Here is an 18,896-nt window from a genome sequence, read left to right as displayed (position 1 = left end):
AAAGCCGCCTTTATACTCCTTGGCAGGATTCATTGTTAAGTTCGGCAAAAGGTTAAATTTATGAGTAAACCATTAACAGGCTTAAAGGTACTGGATTTTTCCAGCCTGTTGCCCGGCCCCTACGCCACCGGCTTACTGGCTGATATGGGCGCCGAAGTACTGCGTATCGATCCGCCGGACAGACAGGATATGGTGAAAAGTGTCAAACCCGCTTTCAAAGACAGCTCTTATGCCTATTTAACCCTGCAACGTAATAAACAATCACGCACGCTGGACTTAAAACAGCCGACAGCTATTGCACAAATCAAATCCCTGGTAGCAGAGTATGACATCCTGGTTGAGCAGTTTCGCCCCGGGGTCATGGCTAAACTTGGCCTGGACTTTGACACCTTAAGTGCAGTTAATCCTAAATTAATTTATTGCTCCATCAGCGGCTACGGCCAAACCGGCCCGTATAAAGATAAGGCCGGACACGACATTAACTATCTCGCCTTAAGCGGCTTGGCAAGCTTTAGCGGTACCAAAGAAACCGGCCCGGTATTAAGCGGCACGCAAATCGCCGACATTGCCGGTGGCTCCCACCATGCGGTAATGGCCATTTTAGCAGCCGTGATCCAGCGCTCCACCACAGGATTAGGACAACATCTTGACATCAGCATGACAGATGCTGCTTTTGCCCTCACCGGGATATTCGGCGCTGGCGCCGTCGGCCTTGGTGTAGACCCTGACTTAGGTGGAACCTTACTAAACGGCGGCAGTTTTTACGGCTATTATCAAACCCTGGATGGGCGTTATTTATCCGTAGGTAGTTTAGAGCCCAAATTTGCCCGGCTATTTTTTCAAACGCTGGGACAGGCCGACTGGTTAGAGCGGGCTTTCTCCTCTGATAACACACAGCAGTCTCTGCTCAAACAGGATATCAGCGAGGTGATTCGCCAGAGAACACTTCGGGACTGGCTTGCCCTATTCGCGCCGTTAGATGCCTGCGTTGAGCCGGTACTAACAGTCTCCGAGGCAGCTAAGTCGCCTTTGATGGCAGAGCGTAACATGGTGAAGGAAATCACTTTAGATACCGGGGAAAACATTAAACAAATAGCCGCTGCGATTAAGTTTAGCTAGACAGCCTTTCGCAAGTTGTTGCACCTTATCCGCACCATGAAGATAATCCTTGAACAGGCCTGCTCACTCCAGATCTGGTGAAAGTCATTCCCCATAGATGCAAGTCACCTGTCATCCGGTGTTGGCTCGTTACCTTTATTCGTCACCCTGCCCCTTTATTTAGCGCAACTTGTCGATTTTCTTTTTAGATCAGATTATTACACTTAAAAAGATCACGATTAGAACTAATAGTTTTGACTCATCTGAAATATTCGCAAAAAATCTTGCAACTTTTAGCAACCCGCCGTTACTTACTTTTAAAAGCGCCGACAAATGTTATTTTTGTCGCCTTTTGTTAACTGTTCTTAAAAAGCCCCTTCAACGCCATTTCAAAAATAAATCGTAGTTTTTAACAACCGAATATCAATCCCTGTTACTAACTTATCAAGCCACTTAAATGTCGATGGATAATGATGATAAAACAAGCCGATAAATTATCTTCTTTTAGCCAAAATGCCGGTGAAGTGCGTTCTGGTAATGACGCCAGCCATAAAAAACTGAACCAGGTAAATAGCACAGATGAGAAGAAACTGCGCGCTTTGCTTGAGCGAGCTGAAAAAGGAGAAAAAACCGAGCACTTTAATACCAGAAACCTTTCTGATGATACAAAGTCCGGCCAGGATGTAATGCCGCTTGATATCCAGTCCCGATTATTTCAACAAAGCCTGGCCAAGTCGCCTGAGTTACAGGTGACGCCTAAAACAAATACCCAGGCCTGGACCGAGTATGTGGTTAACAAGGTACAAAGCAACTTACCTAACCTGCAAAACAGTTCCATCAATATCAGCTTACCGGTTGAGCACCTTAACGGCGCTAATATCGCACTGAGCCGGGATGCACAGGGAGCCTTGAGCGTCAGCTTTATGGTGGGCAGTTTAGCAGTGGCCGATCAGCTGCAAAAAGAGCTGCCTCAGCTGCGTAAAGCGTTGGAGAAAAAACTGCCGGGCAGCAAGATCAATCTGGAAATCAAACAGGAAATTCAGCTTCATCGCAACCGCCAGCCGCAAGAAACCGAACTTGAGCAGGCTTAACGATCATGACAGAACTTACTGTAAAAACATCAGCCCGGCAGCAAGCTGAAATTAAAGCGCTGGATTTACCCGAATTTACCCGGGAACAAGTCAAGGTCAACAATGCCCTTGCCCGGTTACGGCCCTTTAGCTTTAACCTGGAAAAACACACATTTAACGGCCGCTTTGTCAGTGATGATGCCAGCTTTTTTAACTTTTTGTCCCTGAGCTTTTCCCTGTCCGGCCAGTCGCTGACTTTGAGCTGTGATCAGCCAATGACGGCGCTGCTGGTGAAAGACTACCTACCGGAAGAGGCCTTACTGTTCTTACCGGAAACGCTGCGCATTGCAACGCTACAGGCAGCACTGGCGCCTTTTTTACAACGATTGCAGCAGTCAACAAACATGAGTCCCACGCTTGATAAAGCACCGGTGATCACTAAACAAAAATCGGCAAAAGCAGCCCCTGCCCCCGGTATTTTCCGCCTGTTCGGGCAAATCACCTCTCCACAGGGCCAGGGCAGCTTTTGTCTTGATTTACCGCAAGCGCTATATCAGCAATTAATGCCTTTAGTGGCAACAGCCAGCCAAAGCAGCCTAATCCCCTGGCAGCAACTGCCCCATAGCTGTGGGCTGATATTGGCGCAAACCAGGCTGAACATGCACCAACTGGCCCGGCTACAACATCAGGACGTGGTGTTTTTCGATACCTGTTATTACCGGGAAGAAAATCCCGTATTACTGGTAAACATCAGTGAGCAGCTCCAGTGCCTGGCACTGGCAGAGAATAACGGCTTAACCGTGCAAGAAATTTTAACGAATGCAAATGGAAACAATGACATGAATAACGAACAAATCGCCATGGATGAAATCCCGGTAACCTTAACCTTTGAAGCCGGCAATTTAACCCTGCCTTTAGGAGAGTTAAACCAGTTATCAACCGGTCATGTCTTTGCCTTTGACAGCCAGAGCAATGCTGAACAAGCCATTCAAATCAGGGCCAACGGCCAGTTGATTGGCACCTGCTCGCTGGTTTCTGTGGCGGGCAAACTCGGGGCAAAAATTACCCGTTTAAATAGCACAATCACCCCAGAAAATGAGAGCGCAGAAAGCCTTGGCCAACCGCAGCCAGATGAAGCTTTGCCCGCAGCTGAGCCTGAATCTGAAAAAAGCAGCGAAGCCGCAATACAAGAAATGCCCGCCGAACAGGCAACACAAGAGTAAGCACAGCCATGAACAATTTACCTGATCCTATTTACCTGATTGCCGGCCTGTCGCTATTGGCCTTAGTGCCCTTTGCCGCGGTGATGCTGACCTCGTTCGTGAAAATAGCCGTGGTGCTGTCGCTGATCCGTAACGCCCTCGGGGTACAGCAAATCCCCCCCAATATCGCCTTATACGGGTTGTCGATTATTATGTCGATTTTTATTATGGCACCCATTGGCTATCAGATAGCCGATATTGTCGAGCAAAATCCCGCCAGCCTGGAAAGCAGTGAAGGCATAAAATCTGTGGTAGAGCAAAGCATGGTGCCGCTGAAAGTATTTTTAAAAAAGCACGCCAGCGAAGATGAAGCCGCCTTTTTCCTGGAAACCGCCGGAGAGCTGTGGCCGGAAGATATTTCTGAAAAAGTCACCGAAGATGACTTGCTGATAATCATCCCGACCTTTGTGGTCAGTGAACTCACCAGCGCCTTTCAAATCGGCTTTTTGATTTACTTACCTTTTATCGTTATTGACCTGATCATTTCCAACGTATTGTTGGCATTGGGCATGATGATGGTTTCACCCATGACCATCTCTTTACCCTTTAAGTTACTGCTGTTTGTACTAGTCGACGGCTGGGCCAATTTATTACACAGCTTAGTATTAAGTTATCAATAGCTGATAAATATTCTTTAATTAACAGGACCTTTCCCATGGTAGAAGCCGATATTATTAAACTCACCACAGAAGCCTTATTGCTGGTACTGATGCTGTCCCTGCCGCCTATCGTTGTCGCCTCTGTGGTCGGTACCCTGGTAAGTTTGTTTCAGGCGTTAACGCAAATCCAGGAGCAAACCTTATCCTTTGCCATCAAGCTTGTTACGGTTACCCTGACCCTGTATTTCACCGCCGATTGGGTAGGATCTGAGCTGTTTTATTATACCCAGCGTATTTTTAACTATCTGCCTACCCTGGCAAGAATCTGATATGGAAGAGTTCATAGAAATCAAAGCCGTGCTCAGTGCCTTTTTTTTCGGCACTCCCCGCATTCTCGCCGCTTTTGCCATCTTGCCCTTTTTTTCCAAGGCCATGCTCGGCGGCAGGCTCACCCGCAACGGTGTCGCCTTTAGCTTATCCCTGCTGGTATTGCCCCTGGTCATGGGCCAGAAGGCACAGGCAGATTTAACCGGCTTTTTTGCAGTTTTTGTGATCTTCAAAGAGATTTTCATCGGCTTGCTGCTCGGTTTTTTAGCCACTGTCCCCTTCTGGGCGGTAGAGTCGGTCGGCCTGTTGATCGATAACCAGCGCGGGGCTTCCATGGCCAGCGCCATGAACCCCATGTCAGGCTCCCAGGCCTCTCCTTTGGGCATTATTTTGGTGCAGGTGTGCGTGACCCTGTTTTTTGTCGGCGGCAGCTTTTTATTGTTTTTAGGAGCCGTATACAACAGTTTTGCCGTGTGGCCAATCTTTGAAATGATCCCGCGCATTAAACTCGACAATGCCAGGTTCTTTTTAGAGCAGCTCGATTATATTTTCAGTTTTATGGTGTTATTTGCCGGTCCGGTGGTGATCGCGATGTTTTTCGCCGAATTCGGCCTGGGCCTGATCAGCCGCTTTGCCCCGCAGCTTAATGTGTTCTTCCTGGCAATGCCGGTGAAAAGTGCGGTAGCGGTACTGGTGCTGATCATTTATATGCAGCTGCTGGTCGGCCATTTCAGCACCTATATGAAATTCGGTGATGAGCTGATCACCACCTTACAGACCCTGATCTAACAAAGCGCAAGGAAGCATAGCAAGTGAGTGAAAAAACCGAACAACCAACCCCGAAAAAACTGCGCGATGCCAAAAAAGACGGCCAGGTTGCCCAAAGTAAGGAGGTGGTCTCCGCCGCTACTTTGATCACTATTTGCTCGGTGATTATGGCACTGGCAGATACTATCGTCAGCACCATACAAGAAATCATCTTGCTGCCGAGCCAGCTCTATCAGCTACCTTTTGCAAAAGCACTGGAAGTAATGACCTCTGCCAGCCTGGACGCACTGTTTTCCCTGGTACTGCCGATCATCGCGGTAACTTTTATTACCGGTATCGCCGCCAATGTTATCCAGGTAGGCCCTATGATGTCCGCCAAGTCCATCACCCCGGAGCTGAACAAAATCAGCCCGGTCTCCGGCTTTAAGAAAATATTTGCGGTCAAAAACCTGGTGGAATTTCTCAAGTCGGTATTAAAAATCGCCCTGTTATCGGCGCTGATTTATATTTCCATGATCAAGTACCTGCCTGACCTGTTAAACCTGAGCAACTGCGGCAAGGCCTGCGTTTTTCCCTTATTGGGCACTATGCTCAAAGAGCTGATCGCCTATACCGCCGTGGCCTTTATCGTCATCGCCGCCTTTGACTACTTCTTCCAGAAAAGCCAGCATATCAAGCAACTGAAAATGTCGATGGATGAAGTGAAAAAAGAATACAAAGAAAGCGAGGGCGATCCGCAAATCAAGGGACAGAGAAAACAGCTGCATAAAGAACTGTTAAACGGTCCGCCACCGGAAAAAGTAAAAAAATCCTCGGTGATCATTGCCAACCCGACCCATGTCGCCATCGGCCTTTATTACGACAAAGATGAAACCCCACTGCCGCTGCTGACAATAAAAGGCACAGATATGATGGCCCAGGACATCAAGAAAATGGCACGTGAGGCAGGCATCCCTATTCTGGAAAACCGCCCCTTGGCCCGCGGCCTGCTGGCGGCAGCCGAGGAAAACCAATATATCCCGCCAGAATTTATCGAACCTGTAGCCGAAGTCCTGTTGTGGGTGCAAGGCCTGGCAGATGAACCGGAAGAAAACCCTGACCTGGATCCTACCCGGTAGTCCATGTTTCAGAAACAAAAAGTAAAGAGGAGTTTCTTATAACTTGAACGCTTCAACATTTATTATTTATTGCAGAGATTAAGCTAACAAGCTGCAAAAATCAAAATCATCCATATTGGGTAAAAGAAGCATTTTCATGTATGAATTAACAAGTAATCAAGGTAAGTTATAATGGCAACTCAGGTCAAAATCCAAACTCCACCGCAAGCACCAGCGCAATCGACACCCGCAAATAATAATAACTCATCAGAGAATAGTTATAACCCGAATAACCCGTCGGTGATTAAACTGCCTGATTCAGCGATCCAACAATCAGTAGAGGATACGAATCAAACTGATAAATCAAACACTTTTAAGCAACAGAAAAAAGAAACAAACGGGACAAGAGGAACTGTAAAAGCACAGCAAGATAATATTAACCCTCTTGACGAAGAGAAAGAAGAAAAAAAAGAAGTAGCTAATGCTAATGAAACAAAAGCAAGCTTTGATAAAAAAATGAAGGAATTGTCTTCCTCAATTCGTACAAAATTTAGAGATAAGATAGATAAGTCTCTTTTAAACAGCACGCTAGTAATGCTCTACTCTATAAAGGAGTCTGATGCCGAATTAACTCGACATTTTGGTAAAGACTATACTCCTCTACCTCAGCACAATATGCTATTTGATTTAGTTGATCAAGAAGGCGATGAGATGTTTCTAAACCCAAACGATAAAAAAAACCCTATTCAAGGGGTATGTCAAGGAATGGTGATCACAGACATAACAACAGGAGTTATTTCTGCAAAAAATACCCGAGACAATTTTAAGCAATCAATCAAAAATTGGTTAGACGTTCAAAAAGAGATACCGAAAGAAGAAACTGAAAAACAAAAGAAAAGTATAGATGAGTCTGAAAAACAAACGATAAACATAAAGAATAGCATTATTGAACAATCCAAAAAAATCACTCATTTTGATTATTCGGAAAAGATTAATACTAAAAACTCTAAACTTATGGAGTATCTGGGCAAAATATCAGACACCTTGCCAGAAGGCACCCTATTTTCACTTGATGGTAGTCGGCATGTTATGACTCTAATGAAAACAGACGAAGGTCATCTGACAATCCATGACCCAAATACGGGTATTATCATCAATTTCGACTATAAAAAGACTGAAAATTGGGAAGCGATACGTTCATGCTTGGACGAATTAAAAGCTGGAGTAGGCGATATCAGCATAGGATTACCGGGAGAAAAGGGAAAAAATGAACACTTAGAGGAAATTAATAAACTGATAAAAACAGCTAATGAACAAGCTGATGAACAGGCTAAAAAATTAGAAGAAGAATCTAAAAAACGGGCAAAAGAAGAAAGTGAAAATGGCTCAACAAATGAAGCACCAACAGCACCGGCGAAAAGAAAGAAAAGAGGAAAAAGAAAAAACAACCCCAACACGTTAAAAACAACAGATGATACTGAAAAAACGAAGTATGGCCAAGGTATGTTTAAAAGTGACAAAACATAATTAATTTTTTATCAAGATTTCCGTTCTTATAATTTGAGCAGGCGCATAGCCAAAAATATATGAACAATAAATTTTCAGCAAAATGATTCAGGCCAAAAGTGAGACTTAGATCACTTTTGGCCTGATTTTGATGTTTAAATTACTGTGGCAGCTTCAATATCATACCAGTAGCCAGGCGGTCAGGATCTTCAACACCGTTCATGGCGGCAATCTCCTGCCAACGTTCGCGGTTGTTATAAAGCCTTGCCGCAATATCCCCTAAAGTATCACCGGTATCCACCTGATAACTTGGCGTATTCATCACATAACTGGCCAAGGTTTTCCCTTTGAGGCTGGCTTCGACAATACAAGGACGTTGTTCATCAAACAAGGGGACTTTGGAATTAAAGCTGCGTACCCGGGCATCATCACTGGGATATACTTCAACTTGTATGGCTTCCCCGGCCTTAAGCTTCACTCCCTGGTCAAAACTATAACAACTGGTTTTTCTCGCCTTTACCGGCGCCGTTAAAACTTTGACTACCAGGGCGCTGATATCAAGTTCCTTATCTTCCCGGTTGATCAATACCAGTGATTCCTGAGCACTGTTGCTATCATCAACCCTGTGCGGGCTAGCGCTGCCATAGTTAACTTTTAATTCAAGGCCCTTAACTGGGGTCGCCTCGGGAGCTGCTTCAACGGTCCAGGCCGATACCGCAGGAAAAGATTCCTTGTGGCCGTCATTTACCACTAAAGTAACGGTGTAGGTACCTTCTACATCCGGGGTGAAGCTCGGCTTAGTGACACTGTCTCCACTTAATACAATTTGCGATTCGGCGGGAGTTCTTAAGGTCCAGCAATAACGGATATTATCATCAAGCTCTGTGCTGCCTTCGCTGCTGAGCTCAATCCGGGTATGCCTTAATGCCGTATATCCAGGGCTAATTTTTGCCACCGGGTGCTGATCCGGGTTTGATGCAATATAGATGGTACGCAGCGGCGTTGAACAGCTATGCTCATCAGAGGCTATCAGCTCTATGATATAGCTGCCATCAACATCCGGGGTAAACAGTGGCGTAGCCAGGCTGACACCTTCCAGTATTGCCTGTGATCCCGGTGGTTTCTGAGCTATTACCCAGCGATATTCAAGGTTATCAGAAGACAAATCATGTGATTTTCGGCCATTAAGCAGGACCGTGTCTCCTGTGTAAAGGTATTGATCCTCTCCCAAATGTGCTAACGGGTCCCTGACGGGAACAGGCCTGGCAATCCAGGTAGCCCTGGCCGGTAATGAATTGGCCTTGCCATCGTTGACAATCAATTGGGCAGTGTAAGTGCCGGCAACATCCGGGGTAAAACTTGGAGTAAGTGCGCGGGGACTATCGAGCTCCGCACTTGAACCATCAGGCCTGTCCAGTGTCCAGAAATAGGTTAAGGCCTCATTACCCGTTTCGCTGGTAATGGCCGAATCTATCTTAAGGGGTTTACCTACAAGCGCCGTTTGCCGGGCCAATAGCGAAGCACTTGGCCGCTCAACTGCCGGCTCAACCTGGTAATGCAACTGCAACGGCATAAAGCTGTCACTGGCGTTTTTGATCACAAGTTCAAGCAGGTAATTACCCGCTACTCTTGGCGTGAAAGTAATATGATTCGTTTCACTGACCGGGTATGAGAGCACAGATCCCTGAGGCTGCTCTAAGACATGCCAGTGGTATTTCAGCGTGTCCTGAACCCCGGGTACGATATGATCCGCCAGGATACAGACAGAAGACCCGACTCGGGCATGATTTTGTCTATGACTGGCATCATCGATGTGAGTGACTAAGGGATTTTCCTGTACGCTGGTATATTGATACCTGACCAGGGCCAGAGAAGCATGAGAGGATTGATCGGCACAGCGGTCCGGATCAAAAAGATGAAAGGTAACCGTATTGGTACTGATCCCCTGCCAAACCAATAACGCCCGCCCCATAGGGCCTGATTCAGCATTGCATACCTGTCCGTGGCGGCACATCATATTACCTTCTATCTGGTGCGGCAATCCGATATTAAAACCGTACAAGTACACCCCACCCCGCACTTTTTGCACGTCCAGGACAAAACTGTTGATCCTGTCTTTAAACACCAGCTGCACCGTACCTGTGGCAATATTAACCTGCGACGGGCCTGTTACGACGTTTTGTCCATAACCGTTAATTTCCGAGTACTGCATGCCTGTGACAGATTTTATGATCCCGGACGCATCGTTGCTATCGACAGTCTCTTTTAAAGGGTTGGTGATTGATGAAAAGAAATCAGAATAATTAATTTGTTGATGTGCCATGCTGTTCCCTTCTTGAATGTAGCACTTGCTTCTCGCTTAAACTAAAACTAAAAACAACGCTGTTCCTATACTGGTGCACTCACTTGTTACTCCTGATGTCTTATCCGAACACCAAAGGAAGGCTCATTAATCATCAGGTATTTACTCAGGCGATAATAAGCACGCAACAAGCCGGCTAATTGCTTTAAGCGGGAAAAACAGGGCAAAAGACGAGCAAAGTCCTGAAAACCCCGGCAGAATTAGCCTGCGAATGTGGTAAAATTATAGTCGGCTTTTGGGCGCTTCGAAAATATTTGCTCTTTTCAGGTGAAATATCTCAAAGTTTGCTTGGGAACTAGGGTGGCTTGCCTGAGCGGCTCGCCACCGTAAAAAAGAAATGGGAGTTATTTCACAGCAGCATAACACTGTGAAATAACCTATTTAACTTTAAGCTTTTACCTGCCAGCCACTGGGGCTTTGGCACGCTTGTACGGTATCTTTACGGGAAGAGCCGTCGGCAAATGATACAAATTGCTCTACCGTGCGGCAAATCCGGTTCGAGCTCACTTCTTTTTCTTCTATATCTGCCTGTGCAACAGCAATACCCGAGTCTAACATTTTTTCAGCCGGGGCCGCTTTGAGTAAAGGCGCGTAAATAAAGCCCCTGCCGATGCCATCCTTACTGATCAAGTACCAGTTACTGTCCCTGACTTTCCCTATGACATTAACGGCTTCCCCTGAAACCACGCCGGAAACGATGCGGTAACTGGTACCTGGTCCGCCGCGGACATTTGATTTTTTCATGGCATGGTAGGTTTGCCCGATAAGATCTAACGGTGGTACCTGAGCAATCCTTTTCTTAAGTACGGGAATTTTAATGGAATCCGCTTTTTTTTCCGTGCTGATCACCCGGGCTTCTCCACGGGTGTTATTTTGCGGATTTACCCAACTTTGTCCCTCACCCAAAGCCAGTGCAGCACTGGTCGCCTGCGTCATATGTTCAGCATCTTGCTCATCAAGATATTTGCCAAGCTCTTTACCTATAACACTACCGGCAAAGGCGCCAAAAGACGTCCATCGCTTTTGGTTATTTTCTGCATGCTTATTAACGGAAGCACTTCGCTGGCTCTCATGAGACGGGCTTGACTGGCAACCTGCCAGGATAAGGGTGATAATGCCGGCACAGGCGGCCAGCTGAAATGCATTTTTCATATTGATATCCCTTCAATTATCCGGCCTTCAGACAGGCCGGCGCTGGTGAGTCAAACGGCACACTCCCGGCATTTATAAAACATCGGCGGCAAGAAACGACTCACACTCTCCCTCCAAACTTGGACTCAGGTTAAGTTAATTCTTATCCAATTTCAAACTTTTATCCCGAGCCCTGGTAGCTTCACCTGTAAAGATCACAGGTCAAATTCATCATCTTCATCGCTGAGCCAGTCGAGATAACAATCAAAAAATAAGGCCCAGAAACCTTCACAACCACAAAGCGCAACAATATCCTGCTGTAACTGTGCCAGTTGCCCGGGATCTGTGAGACTGTTCTCATCGGGAACAAATTGCGGCCCTTGCTGGTTACCGCTTTTGCTCAGCAGAGACAGGCATTGTAAGAAAGCCGCCAATGAAGAGGCAACCTGAGTCGACTCCCAAACCCCTTCCCCGTAAACGCCAGTATAGACCGGAAATTGAGGATCATTAACATCAACAAAGTAGGGATCTCCCAATTCAGTATCTTGTGCAATGACCAACCAGTGAGGTTCCCATCCGCCGAGCTCTTCTACCGACAGCGCCAGGCCTTCATCATCGACACTATAACCTTGCTGGGCATTTTCCAGTTCACTTTCGCTGCTCGCAATCACAAAGCCCTGGGGACCAAAGTAAACTTCATTTTCCTGAACCTGACTTAATTGCTTGGCTAACGTTGATTTATTCATATTTATCCAGTGGTTGGCGAGAAGCCAACGCATATTTCATTATTTTCTTTATAATACCAGACCCGCCAACACTTGTATCGGACGCAGTGGCGATAATTAGTATTAGAACAGGAGAATTAAATCGGAAATAATTTCTCTTGTGTGGCGATAAGATTTAACACTTTATGTATTTTAGCCTGAAGATAAGCTGCAACCAATTCGCGGCGCTGAGAAAATAAAGCCAGCTCTTTGCTGGTCAGGGCGATAATACACAAAATCTGATGTAAATCACTGTTGTGATAGCTGAGCACATCATCGGCAAAGTCAAAACGTTCGCCAGGCTGTCTCTGCTGTTGTAAAACGGAAAACTCCCCGGCCGATACCAATGACAGATGGGTTTGCAAAATTTTATCTTCATCGCCATACCAGCCCGCCGTCATGGTTTGAAAATTGAATTGTGCCTCCAGTTTATTGACCGCGGCCGTTAACCCCGGCAATTGGCAGATTAACTCTTCGGCGGTTCCGATAGTGATCGGCAGTTGCTCACTCATACGCTCATTTTCAAAAAGAAAAAACTAAGCAGACTTTAACAATTTCATGATATTTATCAACTGTGCTCTACAGGCTTTCTGAGTTTGTTAAAGGCAAGTCATCGTCTGTGCTTTCCTCCGCTTTCCAAGAACCTAAAGAAAAGCTGTCGGTCAGCTATTTTCATCCCGGGTTCAAATGTTGCTCGCAAGGCACTTTTCTTTCACTTAACCATAGATAAAACCCTGTCCACTTGACCTTGCCGCATAGTAAATAAATCAGTATAGTCAGCGGAAAAAAACTTCCCCCTGTAAGCGCCGGGATAAGGGCTATGCCTGGCATACGTTATTTAAGCGCTCAAACATAATAAGGAAACATAATTAAAAATGAATAAAGCAGTACGAGTAGGTGTTGGTGTCATTATTTTACGCAATAACAAAATTTTGTTAGGAGAGCGGATAGGCTCTCATGGTGCTAATACCTGGGCGACTCCCGGCGGGCATCTGGAAATGGGTGAAGACGTAGAAGCATGTGCAAGACGTGAAGTATTAGAAGAAACCGGCTTGGTATTGGATGAAATCAAAAAACTCGGATTTACCAATGATATCTTCGAACAGGAAGATAAACATTATGTCACCCTTTTTGTGGTGGCAAAAAGTGACAGCGGTGAGGCAGAAATTAAAGAGCCGAATAAATGCAAGCAGTGGCAGTGGCGCGGGATTAACGAACTTCCCGAACCCTTGTTTTTGCCGCTGGTCAATTTACTTAAAGAGAGCCCTGAATTTGTGGCATTGGCCGATAAAGTCATGGGGGAAACTGTTGCCTGATCGCCTGACTTTATCCTGATAAATATTCAGGGAATAAAAAGCCCGCCAAAACCAGGTTTTGGCGGGCTTTTCTTATTTCAGCTACCACTAAAAAGCTACTGGCAATAGATACCTTTGATCCGGGCAAGCAAGTCCAGATCCTGCTCGGTTAAACGTCCGAGTTGCAGCCAGTTGATAAAGTTTTGCTGTAAGTCCACAGCACCGCCGGAAGACATCTGCTCCTGCATTAAACGCACTTGCGCCTGCATCCGATCCTGGGCCAGCTCTGCCGGTGATTCAACCCCAGCCAATATTTCCAGCTCCAGGGTTTTCTCTTTCCTGTCCACCACATCGGTGGCAGCCAGGACATCCTGTACTTTTTTCTGCCAAAAAGCAGATAAGCCGTTTAACTCATCAGCCGAAGTGATCTTATCAGAAGCTATCTCCGATAAAGTATTAAACAGGGTTAACCAGGTCTGTTTTTCTTTGTCTGATTTGTGCTGCTCAATCGCGGCATCTATAGCTTTAATTTGCCCTTCAACCGCATTTGCCACCGCCTTGATCACCGGCTTAATTGACACCACTTGCTCCAACAAGGCCTGAGTTTTCTCTTTAAGCACAGACAAAGCCGACAGCTCTTGTGCCTGCTCAAACTCCGCCGTTAAGCTTTGCAGTTGCGCCTCAAATTCAGCCTGCTGGGCAGATTGCGCCTGCTGTTGCTCATTTTTCAGCAAGTCGCGTTTCTTAAACAACTCGTCATTAACGGCTCGAAAACGTTGCCATAATTTGTTTTCTTCACGGGGGCCGGCATAGCCGACATTGCGCCACTTAGCCTGAATCCCTTTAACCTGCTCAATCGCGGCATTGATATCACCGCCCTCTTCTGTTGCCGCAAGCTGGTCCCGGGCTTTTTCAATCAGGGCGGTTTTTTCGGCGACATTATTATGGTGGAACTCACGTATTGCCGACTTTAATGGCTGTAGTGCCTGGGTATAATCGTGTAATAGACCTTTATATTTCGCCCGGTCGACTTCCCCGGTACCCTGCCATTGATGATTGAGTTTATTTAGCTGGGCATCCAAGTGTTTAAAATCAACCGGCGTTTTTTCCAGTTCAGCGGACATGGCTTTTGCCTGCTCAATGATCTCTATTCTTTTAACCAGGTTTTGCTCACGCAGGTTTTCCTGCTCGGCAAAATATAAACGGCACGGCGCAAAGGCCTGCTCTACCGCCTGGTTAAAATCATGGTTTAAATCTTTGTCAAGCTCTTCGTCGGCATGGCCCAGTGAATTCCATACTTTGCGGTACTGCTTGATTTTCGCTGCCAGCTCATTGGGGTTATCTATCGGTTGTTCGATCAGTTGCTTCACTTCATCGAGCAATTGCTGTTTTCTCGGGGTGGCAATATAGTGCTCCCAGTCGCTAAGCTCGGCGATTTTTTCACTGACCTGATCAAAGTCTCTTTGCAGCCTGTGCTGCTGACTGGCTGACAGACGCTCGAAATTGCCTTTAATGCGTTTAAATACGCCAAAAGAAGCCTTATATTTACCGCTGGCCAATAAACGTTTCAGCTCGGGCATCTTCTTTTGCACCTGCCGGAAAAGCCCTTGCTGCTCTTGCTGCAAAGGTTTTAAACCGCTGCGCCAGTGCTGGGATAATTCCTGGTAGGCGGCCTTGATAGATTCAGGTAAAACACCGTCCGCCTGCTTCTCCGTAGTTTTCCATTCCTGCAGCCAGGCATCGAAGATAGGCTGACGCTCATTAAGTTCTTCTATTGTTTGCGGTAAGGCCAGCTGGGAGATCCGGGAAATTAAATGGGTGGCATCACTCACCGACTGGGCGATCACGGGCAGCTTAGTCAGTTTGGCCTGCTGCTGACGGATAGTTTTTTGATAAGCAGCAATCTCTTGCTCGTTCAGTATCGAAGCGGCAATCTTGTCATTTAATGTGGTCAGCTTATTGGCAAACTCACTTTCATCGAGTACGCTATTTTCAAAAACCGCTGTGGTTAGCGTTTGGCTTAAGTCATTAATTTCCTGATCAAAGCTATCTTTGGCAATTTGTTTATTTTTTTGCAGCTCTTTTTCGATCAGCGACTGCTGGTAGGCTTCTTCTTTCGGGGCAAAAATTTTCACCAGCTGGTTAGTGATGCTTTGATATTTTTCAGCAAAGCTGGCCTGCTCCTCCTCGGTCAAACAAGCAAGTTCATCCTGCGCTAGCTGCCATTCATTTTGCAGCAGCTCCCGCTTACTGAGCACCTGCTCGTAATCGGTAATATCTTTTAACGCTAATAGTTTGGATAATAATAACTGCACCTGTTTTTTCACTTTAGCCGGCTTTTGTGCCAGTTCAGTGATCTGGTTGATTTTATCCGTGATTAATTGACCGACCTCATCATTGACCGCCTTTTTCAGAAATTTTTCCAATACTGCGGTTTCCCCGGTTTGTCCAACAAAGAATAGTTGTACCTGGGGATTTTGCTTTTGCACAAACAGCTGTTGCATTAACTGGGGTTTATTGATCTTTTTATAAAGTTCAATGATTAGCTCTGCATCGCTTTCCTTATGCAGCCAGGGCTCAAGCATGGCCACCGTTGCCTGCTCCCTGAGAAAAGTTACTTTAGTCTCGCTCGATAATTTCAGCTCATGCTGGTCTTGCAGCATTAAACTTATTTGCTGACGGGCAAATTCTTTCACTTTGGCATTGGAATTATTCTGACTGGCACTCAACCAATGAGTAAAGTCGGCGAGTTTAATCAGGGCGGCACGGCGTACCAGCTCATGTTCATCTTCATTAAGCAACTGGAGGAGAATTTCCTGATCTTGGCTATTTGCAGCAGTTAAATCTTCACTGATCGCCGTGATCCTGATAGTACTGTCCTTGTGCTGCCATCTGGCCTTGTTTGCTTTAAATAGTTTGGAAAAAATCATAAATCGGAAAACCTGGCTATCGTGTTATCGTCTGAGCTGCTCTCAGACTCGGATTGATTGAACTCTTTTTTTAATTCACGCTTTGTTTTCGTCACTATCTGGCCATCGTTGCCGACACTCATAAATTCTGTAGCATTTAAGCGACGGGACTGATACGCCATAGAAATTTGTAAAGCCGATTCCTGCTGGGCACTGTCTACCGGTGTGCCTTCAGGCCACTTGCCCGTTTCTGCCGCGCATTTAAGCCTGAGGTACATTTCATGACTAAGATTGTCAACTAACTGTAATAATTCCATAGGTTACTTAGTATTTCGTTTTAAAATAATTAATCGTATGCGGATGAAAATATAAAGAATAAAACCAACAGCCGTACTGCTCATGGCCGCCGTATGTTGCCAGCTGCCCGGGCGGACATCCTGCCAGAACATAAACAGGAAACCGCCACAGAAAAGTAGCATGGCAATAAATGAATAATTCATCAATGTTTGCGACTTTTTAATACGGTTAATACGCTTGATGGAATTAAGCTGCTCCTGGTTACTCAGATCAATATCGCAATACGAACAGGTCTTTGCTTTATCTGATATTTTCTTATTACAACTCGGACAATTAATAACGGCCATAACTATCTCACATAAAAAATGAGTTAATATTTTACCTAAAAAAAACGCCCTTGCGGGCGTTTTATGTCAATTTATTTTGAAAAATATCAATTAAATTGTGCGCTAAAGCATTTTTTGCTATTAATCGCTCTGTTATGCTTTTTCTTCAACCAGATCACTGCTGACGGTTGATGCACTGTCACTCACCGGTGCTGAATTTTTCTTTTTCATCCACAGGTCGGCATTTTTGATACCAAGCTTTTCCGGATCAAAGGTGATTTTATCGACTCCAGCCTTTCTTTGCTGCTCATAATCTTTTAACGCTTTAATCGCCGGTTTCGACATAAAGAAGATGATGATGATGCCGATAATATTCAACCAGGCCATCATACCAACCCCGATATCCCCCATGCCCCAGGCAATATCGGCCGCTTTTACCGTGCCGTAAAAGGTCGCGGTCATGATGATCACTTTCAGCAAAAAGTTCAGCGCAGGTACCTTCAGGGTGCGGCGGATATAATAAACATTATTTTCCGCAATAAAGTAGTAGGCCAAAATTGTGGTGAAGGCAAAGAAGAACAAGGCAACAGCAATGAAAGGTTTACCAATGCCGCTAAAAATGCTGTCAACCGCCATCTGGGTATAAACCGGGCTGTTAGCCGCAACATCGGCCGCCAGGTTTTGTACGATAAAGGCATCACCAACACCGTGAACATTGTAAGCCCCTGTGATTAAAATCATAAAAGCAGTCGCTGAACAGACAAACAAGGTATCGATATACACGGAAAAGGCCTGTACCAAGCCCTGCTGCGCAGGATGGTCGACTTCAGCAGCGGCTGCGGCATGAGGACCTGTACCCTGTCCGGCCTCATTGGAGTAAACGCCGCGTTTTACCCCCCAACCGATAGCGGCGCCGACACCCGCCATTGGCGTAAAGGCATCACCGACGATAAGCATCACAATACCCGGCAACTGGTCGATATGTAAGAAGATGATCACCATGGCGATGATGATATAGGCCAGCGCCATAAACGGAACAACTACCTGAGTAAAATGGGCGATACGCTTAACGCCGCCAAAAATAATGAATCCCAGCAGCATCACGATAGCAGTAGCAGTGATCACTTTGGCGTAGCTGATATCGCCGAGGAAAGTACTGATAGTGCCACCGCCGCCAAAGGCGCTTTCAATGGCTGAGCCGATGCCGTTAGACTGTACCATAGGCAAAAGCATGCCGCAGGCAACAATAGTGGCAAGGGCAAAGATCCAGGCATACCATTTCTGCCCCATGGCTTTCTCAATATAGTAAGCCGGGCCGCCACGGTACTGACCATCGGTTTCTTCTTTGAAGATTTGCGCGTTGGTGGATTCAATGTAGGCAGTTGCCGCACCGAAGAAGGCAACAATCCACATCCAAAATACCGCCCCCGGGCCACCAAAACCAATGGCTGCGGCAACACCGGCGATATTACCGGTACCGACACGACCGGACAAAGATACCGATAAGGCCTGGAAAGAGGATATGCCCTGCTCAGAGCTTTTGCCTGACAGCAGTAAACGGACCATTTCTTTAAAATGGCGAATTTGGACAAAACGGGTTAAAACAGAGAAGAACAACCCTGCCCCTAAACATAAATAAATGAGCGCATTACTCCAGATCACCCCATTTATTGTGTTAACTAACTCTTGCACATGTAACTCCCAACATATTTGTGATTAAATTTTTTGTTATTGTGAATATCGTTTTTATAGGTTGGCATTAGCTTATCATAAATTTTCTCAAGAAAACCGCCGCAGGGCATTTTTATCTGAGCTCTGGCCGGGATTTGTTGCCTCTAGCTCTATACCCCTGCTTTAAGCGGTTAAAGCGCAAACAATAATGACAACACTAAATACTAAGCCATACTCGCAGCACTTCTAGGGGTCAATGATAATGTGACAAAAGATTATCCATAGAACTGGTTGATAGTGATAATCACAGGAATTTATTAGTATTTGCAGGACACTTCGATATTATGACCAGGTAGATTCCAACACTTTGGGCTGCTCTGTTTTCTAGTTGAAAAGGTTAGATGCAGAGAAGTT

Annotated in this window: 17 protein-coding genes; 9 read left to right on the top strand and 8 right to left on the bottom strand. The window is 45.9% G+C overall.

The features are described 5' to 3' along the window. Positions 1-60 precede the first annotated feature (60 nt). From QL234_RS08775 to QL234_RS08740, 8 genes are all read left to right on the top strand, one after another. Entirely contained in the window at positions 61-1,119 is a 1,059-nt protein-coding gene (locus tag QL234_RS08775) for a CaiB/BaiF CoA-transferase family protein (RefSeq protein WP_281557442.1), read from the top strand. A 449-nt stretch (positions 1,120-1,568) separates the two neighbouring features. Next, entirely contained in the window at positions 1,569-2,189 is a 621-nt protein-coding gene (locus QL234_RS08770; RefSeq protein ID WP_281557441.1) for a hypothetical protein, read from the top strand. Between the two features lie 5 nt (positions 2,190-2,194). Next, positions 2,195-3,391 carry a type III secretion system cytoplasmic ring protein SctQ gene (gene sctQ / locus QL234_RS08765; protein ID WP_281557440.1) on the top strand — a complete coding sequence of 399 codons (1,197 nt, stop codon included), beginning with the start codon at positions 2,195-2,197 and terminating at the stop codon, positions 3,389-3,391. A gap of 8 nt (positions 3,392-3,399) precedes the next feature. Beyond that, positions 3,400-4,050: a type III secretion system export apparatus subunit SctR gene (sctR, locus tag QL234_RS08760; protein ID WP_281557439.1), complete on the top strand. Its 651-nt coding sequence runs from the start codon at positions 3,400-3,402 to the stop codon at positions 4,048-4,050. A gap of 35 nt (positions 4,051-4,085) precedes the next feature. Continuing rightward, entirely contained in the window at positions 4,086-4,358 is a 273-nt protein-coding gene (gene sctS, locus QL234_RS08755) for a type III secretion system export apparatus subunit SctS (RefSeq protein ID WP_281557438.1), read from the top strand. A 1-nt stretch (position 4,359) separates the two neighbouring features. Continuing rightward, positions 4,360-5,145: a type III secretion system export apparatus subunit SctT gene (sctT, locus tag QL234_RS08750; RefSeq protein ID WP_281557437.1), complete on the top strand. Its 786-nt coding sequence runs from the start codon at positions 4,360-4,362 to the stop codon at positions 5,143-5,145. A gap of 23 nt (positions 5,146-5,168) precedes the next feature. Beyond that, the gene (gene sctU / locus QL234_RS08745; RefSeq protein ID WP_281557436.1) at positions 5,169-6,242 is read left to right on the top strand and encodes a type III secretion system export apparatus subunit SctU; all 1,074 of its coding nucleotides are present in this window, start codon (positions 5,169-5,171) and stop codon (positions 6,240-6,242) included. Positions 6,243-6,413: 171 nt separating this feature from the next. After that, positions 6,414-7,748 (top strand): hypothetical protein, encoded by a 1,335-nt coding sequence (locus tag QL234_RS08740; protein ID WP_281557435.1) that lies wholly within the window; start codon positions 6,414-6,416, stop codon positions 7,746-7,748. Positions 7,749-7,887: 139 nt separating this feature from the next. On the opposite strand, the gene QL234_RS08735 is transcribed toward QL234_RS08740, so the two are convergent. The 4 genes from QL234_RS08735 to QL234_RS08720 form a co-directional block, all read right to left on the bottom strand. Further along, the gene (locus tag QL234_RS08735) at positions 7,888-10,050 is read right to left on the bottom strand and encodes a LysM peptidoglycan-binding domain-containing protein (RefSeq protein WP_281557434.1); all 2,163 of its coding nucleotides are present in this window, start codon (positions 10,048-10,050) and stop codon (positions 7,888-7,890) included. A 426-nt stretch (positions 10,051-10,476) separates the two neighbouring features. Further along, positions 10,477-11,241 (bottom strand): SH3 domain-containing protein, encoded by a 765-nt coding sequence (locus QL234_RS08730; RefSeq protein WP_281557433.1) that lies wholly within the window; start codon positions 11,239-11,241, stop codon positions 10,477-10,479. Positions 11,242-11,435: 194 nt separating this feature from the next. Continuing rightward, on the bottom strand, positions 11,436-11,966 hold the full coding sequence (locus tag QL234_RS08725; protein ID WP_281557432.1) for an SMI1/KNR4 family protein: 531 nt from the start codon (positions 11,964-11,966) through the stop codon (positions 11,436-11,438). Positions 11,967-12,082: 116 nt separating this feature from the next. Further along, positions 12,083-12,496: a hypothetical protein gene (locus QL234_RS08720; protein WP_281557431.1), complete on the bottom strand. Its 414-nt coding sequence runs from the start codon at positions 12,494-12,496 to the stop codon at positions 12,083-12,085. A gap of 363 nt (positions 12,497-12,859) precedes the next feature. Between QL234_RS08720 and QL234_RS08715 the strand changes: the two genes are divergently transcribed. Beyond that, positions 12,860-13,300, top strand: coding sequence for an NUDIX hydrolase (locus QL234_RS08715; protein WP_281557430.1), 441 nt, complete (start codon positions 12,860-12,862; stop codon positions 13,298-13,300). 95 nt (positions 13,301-13,395) lie between these two features. On the opposite strand, the gene QL234_RS08710 is transcribed toward QL234_RS08715, so the two are convergent. The 4 genes from QL234_RS08710 to QL234_RS08695 form a co-directional block, all read right to left on the bottom strand. Beyond that, the gene (locus QL234_RS08710) at positions 13,396-16,209 is read right to left on the bottom strand and encodes a DUF349 domain-containing protein (RefSeq protein ID WP_281557429.1); all 2,814 of its coding nucleotides are present in this window, start codon (positions 16,207-16,209) and stop codon (positions 13,396-13,398) included. Next, positions 16,206-16,505 carry a DUF1315 family protein gene (locus QL234_RS08705; protein ID WP_281557428.1) on the bottom strand — a complete coding sequence of 100 codons (300 nt, stop codon included), beginning with the start codon at positions 16,503-16,505 and terminating at the stop codon, positions 16,206-16,208. Before QL234_RS08705 ends, QL234_RS08710 begins: the two co-directional genes overlap by 4 nt. A gap of 3 nt (positions 16,506-16,508) precedes the next feature. Beyond that, positions 16,509-16,832 carry a hypothetical protein gene (locus QL234_RS08700; protein WP_281557427.1) on the bottom strand — a complete coding sequence of 108 codons (324 nt, stop codon included), beginning with the start codon at positions 16,830-16,832 and terminating at the stop codon, positions 16,509-16,511. Between the two features lie 132 nt (positions 16,833-16,964). Next, the gene (locus tag QL234_RS08695; RefSeq protein WP_281557426.1) at positions 16,965-18,503 is read right to left on the bottom strand and encodes an alanine/glycine:cation symporter family protein; all 1,539 of its coding nucleotides are present in this window, start codon (positions 18,501-18,503) and stop codon (positions 16,965-16,967) included. Positions 18,504-18,896 lie beyond the last annotated feature (393 nt).

The sequence above is a fragment of the Thalassomonas sp. RHCl1 genome (genome assembly GCF_947387555.1).
Lineage (GTDB): Bacteria > Pseudomonadota > Gammaproteobacteria > Enterobacterales > Alteromonadaceae > Thalassomonas.
The sequence above is the reverse complement of the archived record's forward strand: the minus strand, read 5'-3'. Positions and strand labels throughout refer to the sequence as shown.